The sequence below is a fragment of the Streptomyces specialis genome, assembly GCF_001493375.1.
Lineage (GTDB): Bacteria > Actinomycetota > Actinomycetes > Streptomycetales > Streptomycetaceae > Streptomyces > Streptomyces specialis.
Map to the genome: position 1 here is coordinate 697,906 of NZ_LN929896.1, position 18,855 is coordinate 716,760.

15 protein-coding genes and 1 pseudogene are annotated in these 18,855 nt (G+C 74.1%); 7 read left to right on the forward strand and 9 right to left on the reverse strand.

Annotated elements, in window-relative coordinates; genetic code table 11:
* Positions 1–13: 13 nt before the first annotated feature.
* Complete coding sequence (locus tag BN2279_RS21295) at positions 14–358, reverse strand: DUF3817 domain-containing protein (protein WP_059011975.1); 345 nt, start codon at positions 356–358, stop codon at positions 14–16.
* 109 nt (positions 359–467) lie between these two features.
* Here BN2279_RS21295 and BN2279_RS21300 point away from each other — a divergent pair, with 109 nt between their 5' ends.
* Complete coding sequence (locus BN2279_RS21300) at positions 468–944, forward strand: MarR family winged helix-turn-helix transcriptional regulator (RefSeq protein WP_059011978.1); 477 nt, start codon at positions 468–470, stop codon at positions 942–944.
* Between the two features lie 27 nt (positions 945–971).
* On the opposite strand, the gene BN2279_RS21305 is transcribed toward BN2279_RS21300, so the two are convergent.
* Together BN2279_RS21305 and BN2279_RS21310 are read right to left on the reverse strand one after the other, a co-directional pair.
* Complete coding sequence (locus BN2279_RS21305) at positions 972–2,429, reverse strand: sensor histidine kinase (protein WP_059011979.1); 1,458 nt, start codon at positions 2,427–2,429, stop codon at positions 972–974.
* Positions 2,422–3,087, reverse strand: a complete 666-nt coding sequence (locus BN2279_RS21310; RefSeq protein ID WP_059011982.1) for a response regulator transcription factor — start codon at positions 3,085–3,087, stop codon at positions 2,422–2,424. The genes BN2279_RS21305 and BN2279_RS21310 overlap by 8 nt, the downstream gene beginning before the upstream one ends.
* A 110-nt stretch (positions 3,088–3,197) precedes the next feature.
* Here BN2279_RS21310 and BN2279_RS21315 point away from each other — a divergent pair, with 110 nt between their 5' ends.
* Positions 3,198–3,944 carry a PepSY domain-containing protein gene (locus tag BN2279_RS21315; protein ID WP_059011984.1) on the forward strand — a complete coding sequence of 249 codons (747 nt, stop codon included), beginning with the start codon at positions 3,198–3,200 and terminating at the stop codon, positions 3,942–3,944.
* A gap of 550 nt (positions 3,945–4,494) precedes the next feature.
* Here the strand turns inward: BN2279_RS21315 and meaB are convergent.
* Together meaB and BN2279_RS21325 are read right to left on the reverse strand one after the other, a co-directional pair.
* Complete coding sequence (meaB, locus tag BN2279_RS21320; protein WP_234348031.1) at positions 4,495–5,481, reverse strand: methylmalonyl Co-A mutase-associated GTPase MeaB; 987 nt, start codon at positions 5,479–5,481, stop codon at positions 4,495–4,497.
* Positions 5,482–5,538: 57 nt separating this feature from the next.
* Positions 5,539–6,741, reverse strand: coding sequence for an acetyl-CoA C-acetyltransferase (locus BN2279_RS21325; RefSeq protein WP_059011987.1), 1,203 nt, complete (start codon positions 6,739–6,741; stop codon positions 5,539–5,541).
* A gap of 136 nt (positions 6,742–6,877) precedes the next feature.
* Between BN2279_RS21325 and mce the strand changes: the two genes are divergently transcribed.
* From mce to BN2279_RS21345, 4 genes and pseudogenes are all read left to right on the forward strand, one after another.
* Positions 6,878–7,330 (forward strand): methylmalonyl-CoA epimerase, encoded by a 453-nt coding sequence (gene mce / locus BN2279_RS21330; RefSeq protein ID WP_059011989.1) that lies wholly within the window; start codon positions 6,878–6,880, stop codon positions 7,328–7,330.
* Between the two features lie 129 nt (positions 7,331–7,459).
* Positions 7,460–10,768, forward strand: coding sequence for a hypothetical protein (locus tag BN2279_RS21335; RefSeq protein ID WP_059011991.1), 3,309 nt, complete (start codon positions 7,460–7,462; stop codon positions 10,766–10,768).
* 232 nt (positions 10,769–11,000) lie between these two features.
* Positions 11,001–11,951 carry a coiled-coil domain-containing protein gene (locus BN2279_RS21340; protein ID WP_059011993.1) on the forward strand — a complete coding sequence of 317 codons (951 nt, stop codon included), beginning with the start codon at positions 11,001–11,003 and terminating at the stop codon, positions 11,949–11,951.
* A gap of 270 nt (positions 11,952–12,221) precedes the next feature.
* A pseudogene (locus BN2279_RS21345) lies at positions 12,222–13,163 on the forward strand (ABC transporter ATP-binding protein); the annotation flags it as partial.
* Between the two features lie 1,080 nt (positions 13,164–14,243).
* Here BN2279_RS21345 and BN2279_RS21350 read toward each other — a convergent pair.
* Complete coding sequence (locus tag BN2279_RS21350) at positions 14,244–14,561, reverse strand: hypothetical protein (protein ID WP_059011995.1); 318 nt, start codon at positions 14,559–14,561, stop codon at positions 14,244–14,246.
* A 205-nt stretch (positions 14,562–14,766) separates the two neighbouring features.
* Between BN2279_RS21350 and BN2279_RS21355 the strand changes: the two genes are divergently transcribed.
* Entirely contained in the window at positions 14,767–15,879 is a 1,113-nt protein-coding gene (locus BN2279_RS21355; protein WP_059011997.1) for an LLM class flavin-dependent oxidoreductase, read from the forward strand.
* Here BN2279_RS21355 and BN2279_RS21360 read toward each other — a convergent pair.
* The 3 genes from BN2279_RS21360 to BN2279_RS21370 form a co-directional block, all read right to left on the reverse strand.
* Positions 15,848–16,240 carry an SCO5389 family protein gene (locus BN2279_RS21360; RefSeq protein WP_059011998.1) on the reverse strand — a complete coding sequence of 131 codons (393 nt, stop codon included), beginning with the start codon at positions 16,238–16,240 and terminating at the stop codon, positions 15,848–15,850. The two genes, BN2279_RS21355 and BN2279_RS21360, sit on opposite strands and share 32 nt — an antisense overlap.
* Before the next feature lie 236 nt (positions 16,241–16,476).
* Complete coding sequence (locus BN2279_RS21365) at positions 16,477–17,205, reverse strand: response regulator (protein ID WP_059012000.1); 729 nt, start codon at positions 17,203–17,205, stop codon at positions 16,477–16,479.
* Positions 17,202–18,818: an ATP-binding protein gene (locus BN2279_RS21370; RefSeq protein WP_059012003.1), complete on the reverse strand. Its 1,617-nt coding sequence runs from the start codon at positions 18,816–18,818 to the stop codon at positions 17,202–17,204. The genes BN2279_RS21365 and BN2279_RS21370 overlap by 4 nt, the downstream gene beginning before the upstream one ends.
* Positions 18,819–18,855 lie beyond the last annotated feature (37 nt).

Sequence of the window (18,855 nt, forward strand, 5' to 3'; positions counted from 1 at the left end):
CGTCCGGCGCGGGTCAGGCGTTCACGACGCCCTCGCGGCGGGCGCGCGCCGCGATCACCGCGGCGTCCTGGTCCCGGCGCAGGCGGCGCTCGGCGAAGAAGCCGCCCAGGGGCACCAGGCACATCAGCAGGTACCAGCCGGCCGTCTTCAGGGACCACTTCGCCCGGTTCCAGGCGTCGGCCCAGAACAGCACGTAGCCGATGAAGAGCAGGCCGTGGATCATGCCCATGACGGGAACGGCGTCGAACTCCGTGGTCCGCTTCAGCACGGAGCAGACGAGCAGGAGGAGGAAGGAGACCGCTTCGGGAGCGGACACCAGGCGGAGCCTGCGCAGGGCGGAGGCGGTCTTGAGATCCATCGGGTGCGTCTTCCTGGGTGAGACGGTCATGTGAACGGATGCACAAGCCATTGTCGCAGCCCCCGGCGCCGGGCCCCGGGGCGGGGCGGCCGTTCGTTAAAGTTCACACATGGAGACGGAAACGGGCACCCGCTGGCTCAGTCAGGAGGAGCAGCGCGCCTGGCGTACGCACCTCGACGTCAGCAGGCTGCTCATGCACCAGCTGGAGCGGGATCTTCAGCCCTTCGGACTGACGATGAACGACTACGAGATTCTGGTCAACCTCTCCGAATCCGAGGATCACCGGATGCGGATGAGCGATCTGGCGGCGGCCACCTTGCAGTCCAAGAGCAGACTGTCGCACCAGATCACCCGTATGGAGCGGGCCGAGCTGGTGCGGCGGGAGAACTGCGACTCCGACAAGCGGGGCCTGTACGCCGTGCTCACCGACCACGGGTGGGCCACGATGCGGGAAGTGGCGCCCCACCACGTGGAGTCGGTGCGCCGGCACTTCGTGGACCTGCTGTCGCCCGACGACCTCGACGGGCTGCGGCGGTCGCTGGCGCCGGTCGCGGAGCATCTGCGGGTCAGACGCGGACGCCCCTGACGACCGGCCTCCCGCGGCCCCGCCGGATCACGCCGACGGCAGGCGCAGGACGAACAGAGCGCCCCCCTCGGGCGCCTCGCGCACGGTGAGCGTTCCGCCGTGCCGTGCGGCGACGTCACGGGCGATGGCCAGGCCGAGTCCGGCGCCGCCCTCGTCCCTGCCGCGCGCGTCGTCCAGCCGCACGAACCGCTCGAAGACCCGCTCCCGGTCCGCCTCCGGCACGCCTCCGCCGTCGTCCGCGACCTCCAGGACCGCCTCGCTCCCCTCCCGCCGCAGCGAGACCCGCACCGCGCCGGTGGCGTGACGCTGCGCGTTGTCGAGCAGATTGCCCAGCACGCGGGCGAGTTGGGAACGGGAGCCGGTCACGCCCAGCACGGGCCAGGGACGCTCCGGCGCCCGCACCGGGTGGCGGTCACCCGTCCGCTGCGCCAGCTCCTCCGCGACGAGCGCCGTCAGATCGACGGCGGCGGCCTGCGGGCGCTCCCCCGCGTCGAGGCGGGCCAGCAGCAGCAGATCGGCGGCGAGGGCCTGGAGCCGGACGGTGTCCGCGACCGCCCCCGGCACGTCGAGCAGCCCGGGATGGGCGGCCCCGACCTCCAGTTGGGTGCGGAGGCTGGCGATCGGGCTGCGCAGCTCGTGGGAGGCGTCGGCGACGAAACGCCGCTGCCGTTCGACGGAGGACTCCAGGGCGGCGAGCGTCTCGTTCGTGGTCCTGGCCAGCCGGCCGATCTCGTCCAGGGACCCGGGCTGGGGCACCCGGCGGGTGAGGTCCTGGGACTGGGTGATGGCCGCCATCTCGCGCCGGATGCCCTCCACCGGGCCGAGCGCGCGGCCGGTCACCAGCCAGGTGACGAAGGCGACGACGGCCAGCAGCAGCGGCACGCCGACGACCATCGAGGCGCGGACGCTGTTCAGCGCGGCCTCCTCCACCCCCAGCGGCGCCCCGGCGTGGACGACGGCCTTCCCGCCGCCGGGGGTGGTCACCTCCAGCGCGGCGAAGAGGTACTCGGCCTCCTGGCCGTCCACGACGGCGCTGCCGGAGGCGATGTCGATCCGGTCGTCGATCTCGCCGGGCTCCGGGCTCTCCGTGCTCCCGTCGTCGCCGTCGTCGTCTGCGTCGTCATCGGCGTCGTCGGCGTCGTCGTCCTCGCCGCCGGGCTGCGGTGACGGCGGGGCCGGACTCTCGGGGGTGACGTCGGGGTTGCCGGTGCCGGAGACGGCCTCCAGGCCGTCGCTGACCGCCCGCACCACGCCGTCGCCGTCCACGATCTGCACGGGGTGGCTGGTGGCGAAGTCCAGCTCGGCGAAGCCGGTGCCGGTGGCCAACTGGGCGGCCACGTCGCGGGCCGCGACCTCGGCCTGGAGCCTCACCTGATCCTCCAGGCTGTCGCGGAGCATCGCCAGCATCACCAGCCCCGCCGCCACCAGGGCCACGGCCACGACGGCGGTGGCGCCCAGCGCGGCGCGGGCGCGCACGCTACCCATGCGCGGCCACCAGCCGGTAACCGGCGCCACGGACGGTCACGATCAGGCCGGGCCCGAGCTTGCGGCGCAGCGCGCTGACGTAGACCTCCACGATGTTGGGATCGCCGTCGTAGGCGAAGTCCCAACTGTGCTCCAGGATCTCGGCCTTGGAGACGATCTCACCGGCCCGGACGGCGAGGTGCTCCAGCACGGCGAACTCCTTGGCGGTCAGCCCGACCTCCGCCCCGGCCCGGCTGACCCGCCGGGCGGTCCGGTCCACGACCAGATCCCCGACCCGCAGCTCGGGCGCGGCACCGCTGCCGCGCCGCCGCAGCAGCGCGCGGACGCGGGCGACGAGGACGACATAGGAGAAGGGCTTGGTGAGGTAGTCGTCGGCGCCGGTGTCCAGCCCTTCGGCCTCGTCGTACTCGCCGTCCTTGGCCGTCAGCATCAGGATCGGCGTCTCGATCCCGGCGGCCCGCAGGGCGGCGCAGACCCGGTAGCCGTTCATGCCGGGGAGCATGATGTCGAGGATGATCAGGTCGTAGCTCCCCTCGGAGGCCCGGTGCAGCCCGTCGGTGCCGGTGTGCACCACGTCCACGGCGAAGCCCTCGGCCGTCAGCCCCCGGGCCAGCGACCGGGCGAGCCGGGTCTCGTCCTCCACGATCAGCACGCGCATGGGGCCAGCTTGGCAAACCGTTGCTGAAGAGGTCTTCAGGTCGCTTCAGGTCCCCTTCAGCATCGATCCGCGAGGGTCGTGTCATCGGCACACGAACGGGAGGACCCCTCATGAAGCGCAAGGTCATCATCGCCATCGCCGCGACCGCCGCCGTCGTCACCGGCGGAGCGGTGGCCGGCACGGCGATCGGCGCGGACGACGAGCCGGAGACGGTCGCGTCCGCCCCCCGGGCCGAGGCGGCAGCCGCACCGGCGGCGGACGACGACGCCGGGACGGGCACGGGAGCCGGCGAGGTCCTGGCGACCGCGCTGGCCGCGACGCCGGGCGTTGTCACGGAGATCGAGCACGGCGACGGCTGGGAGGTGGAGATCTACGGCGACGACGGGAAGTGGCACGACCTGCGGATCGGCGACGACGGCGCGGAGGTCCTGGACAACCGGGTGGCGACCGACGACGACGGCGATGACGACGACCGCGCCCCGGCCGAGACGCCCGGGATCGACGCGGCGGAGGCCATCGCCCTGGCCGAGGAGGACACCTCCGCGACCTTCCGCGAGGCGTCCCTGGACGACGGCCACTGGGACGTCGAACTGCGCGGCGACGACGGCACGGAGCACGAGCTGACGATCGACCCGGCCTCGGGCGAGATCACCTCACGGGAGCAGGAGAGCGCCTCCGCCGACGACGACCAGGACGAGACGGACGACTCGCCCGAGGACGCGACGGACGACACCGGCCAGAACGACGACCAGGACGCGGCGGACGACACCACCGACGACCAGGACGACGCCGGGGACACGACCGACGACACGAACGACGACTCGGCCGACGACCAGGACGACGCGACGGACGACTGACGACCGGCGCGACCGGGACGCGCGCCGCACGACTCCGGCCGGGCCGACTCGGCCGGAGCGTGGCGGACGACACCGGCCGGAACCACGGCCGAGACCGGCGAGCGACTCCGAACGGGACAACTCCGGACGTCACGCCTCGCATCGGGGCGTGATGGGCGGGGCCGGTCAGGACGGCCGCCAGGACCCGGCGGACGGCACCGGTCGGAACGGCCCCGGGCCATGGCGACGGTCGGGCCTCCCGGACGACTCCGGCGGGAGCGAATCGGCCAGAACGGCCCCGGTCACGGCGACGGCCGGACCGATCGGGCCGGGGTCCGGCGGATCGGGCCCGCCTCGGGCGGCTCCGCTCGGAGGGGCGGGCCGCCTCGTCGTTCGCCGGCTGCTCAGCGGGGCCGTGGGCGGGGTGGTCGCCCCCGGTTCCCGGGCGGGTCCGCCGGTGGCGGCGTCCGGTCGTCGGGCCGGGCGCCGCGGACCCGTGATCGCTCCGGCCGGGAGGCTCGCACCCGCCGGAGCGGGCCGAGGCGACGGGCCCCCGGCCCGGGGGCGGCCGTCAGGCCGATTCCTTCACGCCCGCGATCAGTTCGTCCGCCGCCCGGTAGGGGTCCAGCTCGCCGGAGACGATCCGCTCGGCCAGCGTGTCGAGGCGGCGGTCGCCGCGCAGGTCGCCGATGCGCTCGCGGAGGGCTGTCAAGGCGATCGTCTCCACCTCGTGGGCCGCCCGGCGCGTGCGGCGGGCGGCCAGCTCGCCGTGCTCGTCCATCCACACGTGGTGCTTCTCCAGCGCCGCCACCACGTCGTCCACGCCCTCGCCCCGCGCCGCGACCGTCTTCACGACCGACGGGCGCCAGTCGCCGGGGGCGCGGGCCTCGCCCAGGCCCAGCATGTGGTTCAGCTCGCGGACCGTCGCGTCCGCGCCGTCCCGGTCGGCCTTGTTCACCACGAAGACGTCGCCGACCTCCAGGATCCCGGCCTTGGCCGCCTGGATGCCGTCGCCCATGCCCGGCGCGAGGAGCACCACCGTGGTGTCGGCCTGGGAGGCGATCTCCACCTCCGACTGCCCGACACCGACCGTCTCGACCAGGACGACGTCGCAGCCGGCCGCGTCCAGGACCCGGACCGCCTGCGGCGCCGCCCAGGCGAGGCCGCCGAGGTGGCCGCGCGTCGCCATCGAGCGGATGTAGACACCAGGGTCGGAGGCGTGCTCGCCCATCCGCACCCGGTCACCGAGCAGCGCGCCGCCGGAGAACGGCGAGGAGGGGTCGACGGCGAGCACACCGACCCGTTTCCCCGTCCGGCGGTAGGCGCTGACCAGCGCCGAGGTGGAGGTCGACTTGCCGACCCCGGGCGAGCCGGTGAGGCCGACGACGTAGGCGTGGCCGGTGTGCGGCGCCAGCGCGGCCATCACCTCGCGCAGCAGCGGCGAGGCCCCTTCCACCAGGGAGATCAGCCGGGCCACCGCTCTCGGCCGCCCCTCCCTGGCCTGGGACACGAGCTCCGCCACGTCGACCGCACCCGTCGCCGCCACCGTTTCCGTCACCGCCGCTTTCCTCTTCGCACCGACACTGCCGCCCGTCACCCGGTGATCGTTACCCGGCTACGCCCGGGGCACGCGCACGATCAGGGCGTCGCCCTGGCCGCCGCCGCCGCACAGGCCGGCCGCGCCGACACCGCCGCCGCGCCGCTTCAGCTCCAGCGCCAGGTGCAGCACCAGACGGGCGCCGGACATGCCGATGGGGTGACCGAGCGCGATGGCGCCACCGTTGACGTTCACCTTGTCGGTGCCGACGCCCAGGTCCTTCATCGACTGGACGGCGACGGCGGCGAACGCCTCGTTGATCTCGATCAGGTCGAGGTCGTCGACGGTGAGCCCGGCCCGGTCCAGGGCGCGGAGGATCGCGTTGGCGGGCTGCGAGTGCAGCGAGTTGTCCGGACCGGACACGTTGCCGTGCGGACCGATCTCGGCGAGCCACTCCAGGCCCAGCTCCTCGGCCTTGGCCTTGGACATCACGACCACGGCGGCGGCGCCGTCGGAGATCTGCGAGGCGGAACCGGCGGTGATGGTGCCGTCCTTGCTGAACGCCGGGCGCAGCTTGCCCAGCGACTCCTCGGTGGTCTCCGCGCGGATGCCCTCGTCCTGCGAGAACACCACCGGGTCGCCCTTGCGCTGCGGGATCTCGACCGGCGTGATCTCGGCCTCGAACAGGCCGTTCTTCTGCGCGGCGGCGGCCCGCTGGTGGGACAGGGCGGCGATGGCGTCCTGCTCGGCGCGGGTGAGGCCGAGGCGGGTGTTGTAGTTCTCCGTCGAGGCGCCCATCGGGACGTTCTCGCTGAAGTCGGTGAGGCCGTCCAGCGCCATGGAGTCGAGCACCTCGACCGAGCCGTACTTGTAGCCGTCGCGCGACTTCGGCAGCAGGTGCGGGGCGTTGGTCATGGACTCCTGGCCACCGGCGACGATCACGTCGAACTCACCGGCGCGGATGAGCTGATCGGCGAGCGCGATGGCGTCCAGGCCGGAAAGACACACCTTGTTGACGGTCAGGGCCGGCACGTTCAGGGGGATACCGCCCTTGACGGCGGCCTGCCGCGCCGGGATCTGCCCTGCCCCGGCCTGCAGCACCTGCCCCATGATCACGTACTGGACCTGCTCGCCCGAGATGCCGGCGCGCTCCAGGGCGGCCTTGATGGCGAAGCCGCCCAAGTCGGCGCCGGAGAACGTCTTCAGAGAGCCGAGCAGCCGGCCCATCGGCGTCCTGGCACCCGCGACGATCACGGAGGTGTTGTCGTTGGCGGTTGTCATGGTGCACTCCTCGGAAGAATCGGGAGTAAACGAGGGTTTACGCCAATCTACAGAGCGTGACGCGGGGGGTCACCGGCACATGCGTGTGACAGTGCGCACGTTGCGCACCTCCCCCGGCAGGCGATGCACTGGGGAGATGCTGACGCGAATCGATCACATCGGGATCGCCTGTTTCGATCTGGACGCCACCGTCGAGTTCTACCGGGCCACTTACGGGTTCGAGGTCTTCCACTCCGAGGTGAACGAGGAGCAGGGAGTCCGCGAGGCCATGCTGCGCATCAACGGGACCGACGACGGCGGCGCCTCGTACCTCCAGCTTCTGGAGCCGACCCGCGAGGACTCGGCCGTGGGCAAGTGGCTGGCGAAGAACGGCGAGGGCGTGCACCACATCGCCTTCGGCACCGCCGACGTGGACGCGGACGCGGACGCCATCCGGGGGAAGGGAGTGCGGGTTCTGTACGACGAGCCGCGCCGGGGTTCGATGAACTCCCGCATCACCTTCCTGCACCCGAAGGACTGTCACGGAGTGCTCACGGAACTCGTCACTTCCGCCGCACAGGAACCCTCGGCAGACCCCTCCGGCCACTGACGTGGGCTGCCCCGGCCGGTAGAGTGGCCCAGCCGGGGCTGTGGGTTTCTCTCCTCCGTCCCGTGTTCGGCCGATGACCGGATGACCGGATCTGCTTCACCACGACCAGGGGACGGATGGGACCGCGCAGTGCGGGGCTACGACGCCTACCAGGCTGAGGACCACCTCTCGCAGCTCGAAGCCGAGATGGACCGGCTGAAGAAAGAGCGGGACAAGGCGGTCGACCACGCCGACGACCTCGGCTATCAGGTCGAGGTCCTGCGCGCCAAACTGCACGAGGCGCGCCGCGCGCTCTCCCTGCGGCCGGTCTACGGCGACGTCTCCGCCCACGCCGAACAGCTCCTGCGCACCGCCCAGCACCAGGCCGACCAGATGCGCGCGGACGCGGAGCGCGAGTTGCGCGAGGCCCGCGCCCGGACGCAGCGCGTCCTCCAGGAGCACGCCGAGCAGCGTGCCCGGATGGAGGCCGAGTTGCACGCCGAGGCCGTCGGCCGGCGGCAGCGGCTGGACGAGGAGCTGGCGCAGCGCCGTTCCACGGTCGAGTCCCACGTCAGCGAGAACGTGGCCTGGGCCGAGCAGTTGCGCGCCCGCAGCGAGGCGCAGGCCCGCCGGCTGCTGGAGGAGACCCGCGCCGAGGCCGAGCAGGCCGTCGCGCAGGCCAGGGCCGAGGCGCTGCGGCTGACGGAGGAGGCCAGGGAGCGTTTCGCCGCCGAGGCCGAGGCGGCCCGCGCCGAGGCCGACGAGCTGCTGCGCCGGGCCCGCGCCGACGCCGAACGGATGCTGTCGGCCGCGTCGGCACAGGCGCAGGAGGCGAGCGAGCACGCCGAGCGGCTGCGCAGTTCCACCGCGCAGGACGCCGACGCCGGGCGCCGCGAGGCCGCCTCGCTGGTGCGGAAGGCGGAGGAGCGGGCGACCGAGGCGGAGAACGCGCTGCGTTCGGCCCGCGAGGAGGCCGAGCGGCTGCTGACCGAGGCCACCGCCGAGGCGGACAAGCGCCGGGCCGCCGCCGAGTCGGAGTACGAGCAGCGGACGGCGACCGCCAAGGCCGAGGTCGCCCGGATGGTCAGCGAGGCCACGCGCGACGCGGACAACCGCCGCGCCGAGGCCCAGCAGGCGCTGGACGACGCCAGGGCGCGCGCCGAGCAGGTGTTCGCGGAGGCGGCCGAGGAGGCCAGGTCCAAGTCGGCCGAGGAGTACGCGGCCCAGTTGGCCGAGGCGGCCCGTTCCGCCGAAGAGGTCATGAACAAGGCCGCCCGCGAGGCGCAGGCCACGACCCGGGCCGCCGCCGAGGAGGCCGAACGGCTGCGCGCCGAGGCGGAGGCCGAGGCGGACCGGCTGCGCGCCGAGGCGTACGACGTGGCGGAGCAGCTCAAGGGCGCGGCCCAGAGCGACACCGAGGAGTACCGCGCCAAGACCGTCGAGTTGCAGGAGGAGGCGCGCCGACTGCGCGGCGAGGCCGAGCAGTTGCGGGCGGAGGCGGCGGAGGAGGGCGAGCGGCTGCGGGCCGAGGCCCGCCGGGACGCCGTGTCGCAGATCGAACAGGCCGCGGCCGGCGCCGAGGAGCTGCTCGCGCAGGCCAAGGCCGACGTGGAGGAGCTGCGTTCGGCCGCGACGGCGGACAGCGAGCGGGTGCGCACGGAGGCGATCGAGCGGGCCACCACGCTGCGCACCCAGGCCGAGCAGGCGTTGAAGAGGGCCCGCGCGGAGGCGGAGCAGCAGCTCGCCGACGCCGGGCAGCAGGCCGAGCGGATGGCGCGGGAGGCCGAGGAAGCCGCGCGGCGCGTCCGCGAGGAGGCCCGGGAGGCCGCGGAGGCCGAGCGGGACGCGGCGGCGGCCGAGATCGAGCGGCTGCGCGGCGAGGCGGAGCAGCGGGTCGCGGCGGCCGAGGACGCGCTGGTCGCGGCCCGTGCGGAGGGCGAGCGGCTGCGGGCGGAGGCGGGCGCCGAGGTCGAGCGGCTGCGGGGCGAGGCCGCCGAGCGGATCCGCGCGCTGACCGAGCACGCGGAGCTGGCCGCCCAGCAGATGCGCGACGAGGCGGCCACCGACGCCGCCAGGTCCCGTGCCGAGGGCGAGGAGCTGGCCGTGCGGCTGCGCGGCGACGCCATCGCCGAGGCGGACCGGCTGCGCGACGAGGCGCGGCGCGCGGCCGACCGGCTGCGGGCCGACGCGGCGAGCGCGGCCGAGCGGACGGCGGCGGAGGCGGCCGAGGCGCTGGCCGCCGCCCGTGAGGAGGCGGCCCGGCTGCGGTCCGAGGCGGACGCGCTGCTGGCGGACGCCCGCGAGGCCGCGCACCGCGAGCGGGCGCAGGCGCACGAGCAGAGCGAGGAGTTGCTGGCGACGGCCCGCGCCCGGATGGACGAGGCCGAGCGCCGGGCGGAGACCCTGGTGTCGGCCGCCGAGCACAAGGCCCAGCAGGTGCGGGACTCGGTGTCGGGGCTGCGCGAGGCGGCCGAGGCGGAGATCGCGACCCACCGCGCGGAGGCGGAGCGGGAGGCGGCCCGGGTGCTCCGGGAGTCCGCCGAGGAGAAGGAGGCGGCCTCCGCGCTGGCCGAACGGACCGTCAAGGAGGCCATCGCCGAGGCGGAACGGCTGCGCGCGGACGCGACCGCGGCGGCCGAGCGGACGCGTGCCGAGGCCGACGCGCTCGCCGACCGCGCCCGCCGGGAGGCGTCCCGCAAGCGCGGCGAAGCGGCGGCACAGGCCGACGAGTTGATGGCGAAGGCGCAGGAGGAGGCGCTGCGGATCGCGTCGGCGGCCGAGAAGTCGTCGGACGCGATGGTGGCGGCGGCCCGCAAGGAGGCCGCCCGCGTCATCGGCGACGCCCAGGAGGCGGGCAGCGAGCTGGTGGAGACGTCCCGCGCGGACGCCAACCGCCTGCTGGAGGAGGCCCGTCGGGACGCCGCCGCCATAAGGGAGCGGGCGGAGGAGCTGCGCGGGCGGGTCGACGCGGAGGTCGAGGAGCTGCACGACCGGGCCCGCCGGGAGTCCGCCGAGCAGGCGCGGGCCGCGGGCGAGCGCGTGGACAAGCTGATGAAGGCCGCCGAGGAGCAGCGCGCGGAGGCCAGGGCCGCGGCCGAGAAGATGGTCGCGGAGGCCAACGCCGAAGCGAGTAAGGTTCGTATCGCCGCGGTGAAGAAGGCGGAGGCGCTGCTCAAGGACGCCGAGCGGCAGCGGTCGGGAGTGCTGCGCGAGGTTCAGCAGATGCGCGCCGAGGCCGAGCGGGACGCCAAGCGGATGGTCGAGGAGGGCAAGCGCGAGCTGGAGAAGCTTGCCCGCAGGCGCGAGGACATCAACGCCGAAATCTCGCGTGTGCAGGATGTGTTGGAGGCTCTCGAATCCTTCGAGGCGCCGAAGCCGGGCGGCAAGGGCGCCGGTACGGTCGCCGCGGGCGCGGGCGCCGGAGCGCCCCGGTCGGGCGGGCAGCGGTCCGGCGGCTGACCCGTGCGACGGCTGACCCGGTGCGGATGGGCGCGGCGAGCGGAGGGGGCGTACATTCTCCACACAGAAACGCGATCCGCTCGAAGCCACGCCGGTTCGCACCCTAGGATGATGGCCCCGAGGGCATGGACCCGTCCGAAGCGAAGGCTGAGGAGCTCGACCGCGAAGCGCTGAACGCCCAGGCCCCCCAGATCACCAACCGACTCACCGTCTGGAAATCGACAGGAACTCCATGAGCAGCAGCGAAACATCCTCCCCCTTCGGCTTCGAGCTCGTGCGGCGCGGTTACGAGCGCAGCCAGGTCGACGACCGCATCGCGAAGCTCGTCGCCGACCGGGACAGCGCCCTGGCCCGTATCACCTCGCTGGAGAAGCGGATCGAGGAGCTCCACCTCGAAACGCAGAACGCCCAGGCCCAGATCACCGACGCCGAGCCCTCGTACGCGGGCCTCGGCGCCCGGGTCGAGAAGATCCTCCGCCTCGCCGAGGAAGAGGCGAAGGACCTGCGCGAGGAGGCCCGTCGGGCCGCCGAGCAGCACCGCGAGCTGGCCGAGGGCGCCGCGCAGCAGGTGCGCAACGACGCCGAGGCGTACGCGGCGGAGCGCAAGGCCAAGGCCGAGGAAGAGGGCTCGCGGATCGTCGAGAAGGCCCAGGGCGACGCCGCGGCCACTCGTGCCGAGGCCGACAAGGACGCCCAGGCCAAGCGCGAGGAGGCGGAGGCCCTCTTCGAGGACACCCGCGCCAAGGCGGCCCAGGCCGCGGCCGACTTCGAGACCAACCTGGCCAAGCGCCGCGAGCAGTCCGAGCGGGACCTGGCGTCCCGTCAGGCCAAGGCCGAGAAGCGGCTCGCGGAGATCGAGCACCGCGCCGAGCAGCTCCGCCTGGAGGCGGAGAAGCTGCGCACGGACGCCGAGCGCCGCGCCCGCCAGACCGTCGAGACCGCGCAGCGCCAGGCCGAGGACATCGTGGCCGACGCCAACGCCAAGGCCGACCGCATCCGCAGCGAGTCCGAGCGTGAGCTGGCCGCTCTGACCAACCGTCGGGACAGCATCAACGCGCAGCTCACCAACGTGCGCGAGATGCTGGCCACCCTGACCGGCGCTCAGGTCGCCGCCGCCACGCTGGGCGACGACGACGCGGACGAGGGCCTGTCGAAGGGCGTCCCCGCGCAGCAGTCCCGCTGACGCGGCACGGCGCGACACGACGTCTCGTCACTCCGACGGCGCTGGGGCCGCTGCCTCCACCGGGCGGCGGCCCCCGCGCCGTTCCGGCGTCGGTGCCGCGACCGGGCCGGCTCCCGGACGACGGCGATCATGCCGGCGCGGTCGCGGCGGTGCTGCTCGCCGGCTGCCCGGTGCTCCGGAAAACGCGACGCGTGGCGCCGACCCCCCATTCAGCCGATATGGTCATCACCTCAAGGGGACGAGTCCGCTGGGGCGGGTGAGGCAGGCAGGATGATCGAGGCAGTCGGCCTGACGAAGAGCTACGGCTCGAAAACGGCCGTGTACAACCTGACGTTCCGGGTGCAGCCCGGCAAGGTGACGGGCTTTCTCGGCCCGAACGGCGCCGGCAAGAGCACCACCATGCGCATGATCCTCGGCCTGGACCAGCCGACCGGGGGCGGCGTCACCATCGGCGGCTACCCGTACCGGCAGCTCCCGAACGCGCCGCGCCAGGTCGGCGCGCTGCTCGACGCGAACGCCAAGCACGGCGGGCGCAGCGCGCGGGCCCACCTGCTGTGCCTGGCGCAGCTCTCGGGCATCCCGGCCCGGCGCGTGGACGAGGTGCTGGGCGTGGTCGGGCTCCAGGACGTGGCGCGGAAGCGGTCCAAGGGCTTCTCGCTCGGCATGGGGCAGCGGCTCGGCATCGCGGCGGCGCTGCTCGGCGACCCGCAGGTGCTGCTGTTCGACGAGCCGGTCAACGGGCTCGACCCGGAGGGCATCCTCTGGGTCCGCAACCTGATGCGGCGGCTGGCGGCCGAGGGCCGGACGGTGTTCGTCTCCAGCCACCTGATGAGCGAGATGGCGCAGACCGCCGACCACCTGATCGTGATCGGGCGCGGACAGTTGATGGCCGACATGCCGGTGCAGGACTTCATCCGGCAGAACTCCACCGGCTACGCCCGGGTCCGCACCCCCGAGGGCGAACCGGAGCAGCACGAGGCCCTGGTCCGCGCCCTGTCCGCGGCGGGCGGCCAGGTCACGCCGGAGCAGGACGGCGCGCTGAAGGTCGTCGGGCTCGAACTCCCCCGGATCAGCGACCTCGCCCACGAGGCGGGGACGCGGTTGTGGGAGCTGTCGCCGCACCAGGCGTCGCTGGAGGAGGCGTACATGCGGATGACGCAGGGCGCGGTCGACTACCGTTCGACGGCCGACCAGCGCGCGGGTCTCCACCAGTTCGCCGCCCCGGCACCCGCGCCGGCCCACCCGGTCTCCTATATACATCTCCGCGCCCACGAGCCGGGCAGAAATCTCCTATGCCCTCCTCCTCTTGAACGCGCCGACCCCCCCCCCCCCCGCGGCCCCCCCTCCCCCCCCCGCCCTTCCCTTCCTCCCCCGCCCCCGCCGTTCACGCCGCCCGCGCAGGGAGCCGCGCCGGGCTACGCCTCGCCCATCCCCGTGCGGGCGACCCACCTCGGGCACGCCATCGCGTCGGAGTGGACCAAGATCCGGACGGTCCGTTCCACGGTCTGGACGCTGATCATCATGTTCCTGCTGACGGTCGGCGTGGGCCTGCTCTACGCGATCGCGCTCAGCGGCGAGGAGTACGTGGGCGCGCCGCTGCTCGCGGGCGGCTTCTTCGGGCTGATGCTGGGGCAGATCTGCGTCATCACCCTCGGCGTCCTGGTGATCACCTCCGAGTACGGCACCGGCATGATGCGGACCACGCTCACCGCCTGCCCGCAGCGCGGCCGGGTGCTGCTGGCGAAGGCGCTGGTGTTCTTCGCCCTCGCCTTCACGATGACGCTGGTCGCCTGCGCGCTGACCGGGCTGATCCACTCGTCCATGCTCGCCGATCAGGTGCTGCCGTCCTACGCGGTCGACGACCCGCTGATGGAGGGCTCCATCGAGAACGGTGAGCTGGTGGCGACCGGCAGCCACTGGCTGGGGGCGACCGTCGGCGCCGCGCTCTACGTGTCGCTGCTCGGGCTGCTCGGGCTGGCCGTGGGCGGGCTGCTGCGGCACTCGGCCGGCGCCATCACCACCATGCTCGGCGTCGTGCTGCTGCCGCTGCTGACCGCGCTGTTCATGGTCGGCGAGAGCCTCCAGTCGACCCGCGAGGCGCTGATCGAGTACTCACCGCTCAACGGCCTGGCCTCCCTCTACCGCATCCCGATGGAGGGCGACGACGGCGCCACGGGCTGGCCGCTGCTCGGGCTGCTGGCCGCGGTGACCGCCGCCGCCCTGGTCGGCGCCCACATCCGGCTGACCTCCACCGACGCCTGACCCGGCCGGCTCGCGGAACGCGCCGCGCGCTCAGTAGCGCGGCGCGTTCCGCGAGCGCTGGATCCTCGCCCCGCGGCGGTCCCGCGCGTTCCAGCACGCCCCGTGCCAGTGGCGGCGGGCGTCGACGGCGCCGAGCCGGGGCCCCGCCCCCACGGGCGGCACCCCCGGCGGGGTCTCCTGGTCGCACCCCGGGCAGCGGTACGGCTTGGCCGCCGAGGCACCCGCGACCCGGCGCACCAGCCACTCCTCGCCCCGCCACTGATCCGTCTGCTCCAGGCCGCTCTCGCGCGGGCCGCTGTCGTGGGGTCGGGGCTGACCGCCGGGCGGGCGGTTGCGACGCGGAGACAAGGGAACACCTCGAAGTCGTTCGGCGGGCCGGGCCGGTCCCGAGGGCCCGGCACCCCGAGTCTACGCATCGGCGGCGCACCCCGATCCTGACTGACCATCATCAAAAAACTGCCCTGGGCCCGTGCCCACGGCACGTGTCATGCGTTAGGGCCCATGGGGGAAGCGTGATGCGTGTGGACGAACGCATGAGCGAGAGGCGACCTCGATGAAGACGTTACGGATCGGGACATTCGCGCTGGCCGGCCGGTTTCCCGGCCAGAGCGACGCGGAGGCGCTGCACCGGACGGTGCGCGCGGCGGTGACCGCCGACGAGGTGGGCCTCGACTCGGTGTGGCTCGCGGAGCACCACTTCGTGCCGTACGGGGTCTGCCCCTCGGCGGCCACCCTGGCGGCCCTGCTGCTGGGCAGGACCCGGCGGATCCGGGTCGGGACGGCGATCAGCGTGCTGACGACCACGCACCCGGTGTCGCTGGGGGAACAGGCGGCGCTGCTGCACATCACCTCGGAGGGCCGGTTCGCGCTGGGTGTCGGGCGCGGCGGACCGTGGATCGATCTGGAGGTCTTCGGCGGCGGCGTGGAGGCGCTGGAGAAGGGCTTCCCCGAGTCGCTGGACCTGCTGCTGCGCTGGCTGCGCGGGACGAGCGTCGGCGCGGACGGGAACCGCTACCGGTTCCGCGAGGTCGCGGTGGTGCCCAGGACGCACGACGGCCCGCCGGTGCTGGTGGCCTGCACCTCTCCCGGCACGGTCAGGGAGGCGGCGCGGCGAGGGCTGCCGATGCTGCTGGGGATGCACATCGGCGACGAGGAGAAGGCGCACATGGTGGCGCTATGGCGCGCCGAGGCCGCCGCCACCGGGCTGGGCGACGACGCCATCGCCGCCGCCGGCCACGTGTCGGTCGGGGTGGCGCAGGTCGCGGACAGCCGGACGGAGGCCGCCGCGACGCTGCACAGGGCGCTGCCCGGCTGGCTGCGCCAGGGACTGGCCGCGCACCGGACCGTGGACGGGCGCCCGCGCCGGATGCGCGACGCCATGGCCTACACGGAGTTGCTGTGCGAGCTGCACCCGGTGGGACCGCCGCGGCTGTGCGCGGACCGGCTCGCGGCGACGGCGGAGCGCACGGGGATCACCCGCTTCGCCCTGCTCGTCGAGGGATCGGGCGACACCGCGACGACGGAGACGAACGTGCGGCGGCTGGCCGACGAGGTGCTGCCGCTCCTCCCGGTTCACGCGGAGCCGAGGGGGGCGGCAGCACGGGGAACGACGGCGGTGGCCGAGGCCCATGCCGTCAGCAGTCCCGCAGCTCCGGCGACTGGTTGAGGATCTGGCCCCGTATGGACGTGAACCGGTTGTGGGAGGTCTCGGACGCGGCTCCGAGCGGGAAGACCGCCACGCGGTGGCAGTTCTGGAAGGCGAGCCTGACTCCGAAGTGACGTTCCAGCGAGCCCCTGATCGCGTCGCTGGCGAGGGCGCGCAGGAGCTGGCCGCGGGCCTGCTCGTCGGGTGGGGGTGTGGTGTTGTCGGCGAATTCGCCGCCGTCGACCTGGAGCCGGGCGACCAGCGTGCTGATCATGTCCCAGGCGAACGGCAGGGAAGTTCGGACGCAGTCGACGAATGCGGCTTCGTCGACCTCGCCTCGCTCGGCCTGCTCCAGGAGGGCCGGTGAGACGTCGAGCGACATGGATTCTCCTCTCGCGACCCCTGGCCAGGGGGTCTTGCGGACGGCCGGACTCCGCCACCATGTGAACGCCCTGTCCACGGACGCTTGCGGCGGCGACGAACTCCAGCTCAACGGTAGGCCGCGTGGCCCGTGCATGTCAGTGGATTGAGCACATAACTGGCCACCGACCGATTCCCATGAATCCCACCCATATCGCAGGCCCGGCCCCGCCCCACCAGCGTCGAACGCGACGTGTCTTAACGGTGCTCGGCGACCCAGCGGTAGCACAGCTCGGGGCGGCCGACGTGTCCGTAGCGGGGGTGGCGCTCGGCACGGCCCGCGTCGACCAGATGCTCCAGGCAGCGGCGGGCGGTGATCCGCGAGACACCCGCCGCCTCGCCCGCCGCGGCGGCCGTGAGACCCTCCCGCGCGGCGTCGCGCAGCACCCGGGTGATCGCGGCCAGCGTGGGCTCGCTCATCCCCTTGGGCAGCACGGCGGGCCGGGGCGAGCGCAGCGCCGACAGGGCCCGGTCGACCTCCTCCTGGCCGCCCGCCTCGCCGACCGCCGCGCGGAACTCGGCGTAGCGCAGGAGGCGGTCCCGCAGCGTGGCGAACGCGAACGGCTTCAGCACGTACTGCACGACGCCGAGCGAGACGCCCTCCCGCACCACGGCGAGATCGCGGGCCGAGGTCACCGCGATCACGTCGGCGTGGTGCCCGGCGGCGCGCAGCGAACGGACCAGCCGCAGGCCGTGGCCGTCGGGCAGGTGGAGGTCGAGCAGCAGCAGATCGACGGGCGTGGTCTCCAGCAGCCGCCGCGCCCCGGCGGCGGTGTGTGCGGTGCCGCACACCGTGAAGCCGGGGACCCGCTCCACGTACCGGCGGTGGGCCTCGGCGGCCAGCGGGTCGTCCTCGACGACGGCGACCCGGATGGCGGGCGGCCCGGCGCCGCTCACACCGGCCCCGCTCATGTCGGCCCCGCTCATGTGGGCACCGCCGTGTCCGCGCGCAGCGGCAGCCGCACGGTGAACTGCGCCCCGCCGCCCGGGGCGCGCGAGACGGCGACGGTCCCGCGGTTGCGCCGGACGGCCTGGCCGACGAGGGCCAGGCCGAGGCCGCGGCCCTCGCCCCGGGTGGACCAGCCCCGGCGGAAGGCGTCGGCGGCCCGCTCCGGATCGAGGCCGCCACCGGTGTCGCGCACGGACAGCAGCAGCTCGTCCCCGGTGGCCCGCGCCGTCACCGCGACCTGCGGGGTCCTGGCGTCCGCGCCCTCCAGCGCCGCGTCCACGGCGTTGTCGATGAGGTTGCCCAGTATCGTCACCAGATCGCGGGCCGGGAGCGTCGCGGGCAGCACGCCGTCGTCCATCCGGCTGTCGCCGTCCAGCTCCAGCGCCACGCCCCGCTCGTTGGCCTGCGCCGCCTTGCCCAGCAGCAGCGCGGCGAGCACCGGCTCGCCGACCGCGCCGACCACCTGATCGGTCAGCGCCTGCGCGAGCTCCAGCTCCGCCGTGGCGAACTCCACGGCCTCCTCCGCCCGGCCCAGCTCGATCAGGGATACGACGGCGTGCAGGCGGTTGGCGGCCTCGTGCGCCTGCGAGCGCAGCGCCTCCGCGAAGCCGCGCACCGAGTCCAGCTCCCCGGCCAGCGCCTGGATCTCCGTGTGGTCGCGCAGGGTCACCACCGTGCCGTGCCGCTCGCCGCCGGAGACCGGGGAGGTGTTGACGACGAGGATGCGGTCGTGGGTCACGTGCACCTCGTCCACGCGGGGCCCGTCCGCCAGCAGCGCCTCGGTCAGCGGCCCGGTCAGGCCCAGGGCGGTGACGGGGCGGCCGACCTGATCGCCGGTCAGGCCCAGCAGCTCCCGGCCGGCGTCGTTGATCAGCGCGATGCGGCCGTCGCCGTCGAGCAGCAGCAGTCCCTCGCGGACCGCGTGCAGGGTGGCCTGGTGGTAGTCGTGGAGGCGGCTCAGCTCCCGGGCGTTCATCCCGTGGGTGTGGCGGCGCAGCCGGGCGTTGACGGCGTACGTGCCGACGCCGCCGAGGGCGAGCGCCCCGGCGGCGACCACGATCAGGGCGGTCACCTGCCGGGCGACCTGATCCCCGATCTCCTCGACGGCCAGACCGGCGCTGACCAGGGCCACGATCGTGCCGTCCTCGCCGCGGACCGGGGTCACCGCGCGGACCGACCGGCCCAGCGTGCCGGTGTACGTCTCGGTGAAGGTCTCGCCCTCCAGGGCCGGGCCGATATGGCCCACGAACTTCTCGCCGATCCGCTCCGGATCGGGGTGGGTCCAGCGGATGCCGGAGGGGTCCATGATCGTCACGAAGGTGATCCCGGTGTCCCGGCGGACCTGCTCGGCGAACGGCTGGAGCAGCGCCGTCGGGTCGTCCGACGCGACGGCCGCCCGCACCGACGGCGAGCCCGCGACGCCCTGCGCGGCGGCAGTCACCAGATCCCGCGCGGCCTCCTCCGCCTGGGCCCGGCCGGAGAGGTAGGCGAACAGCGCGCAGACCGCCACCACGACGGTGACCAGCACGATCTGCATGGCGAAGAGCTGGCCGGCCAGGCTGCGCGGACGGGAGAGGCGAGGCAGTCGCATGCCGCCAGTGTGCCCGGGTGCCGACGATGGCCGAAAC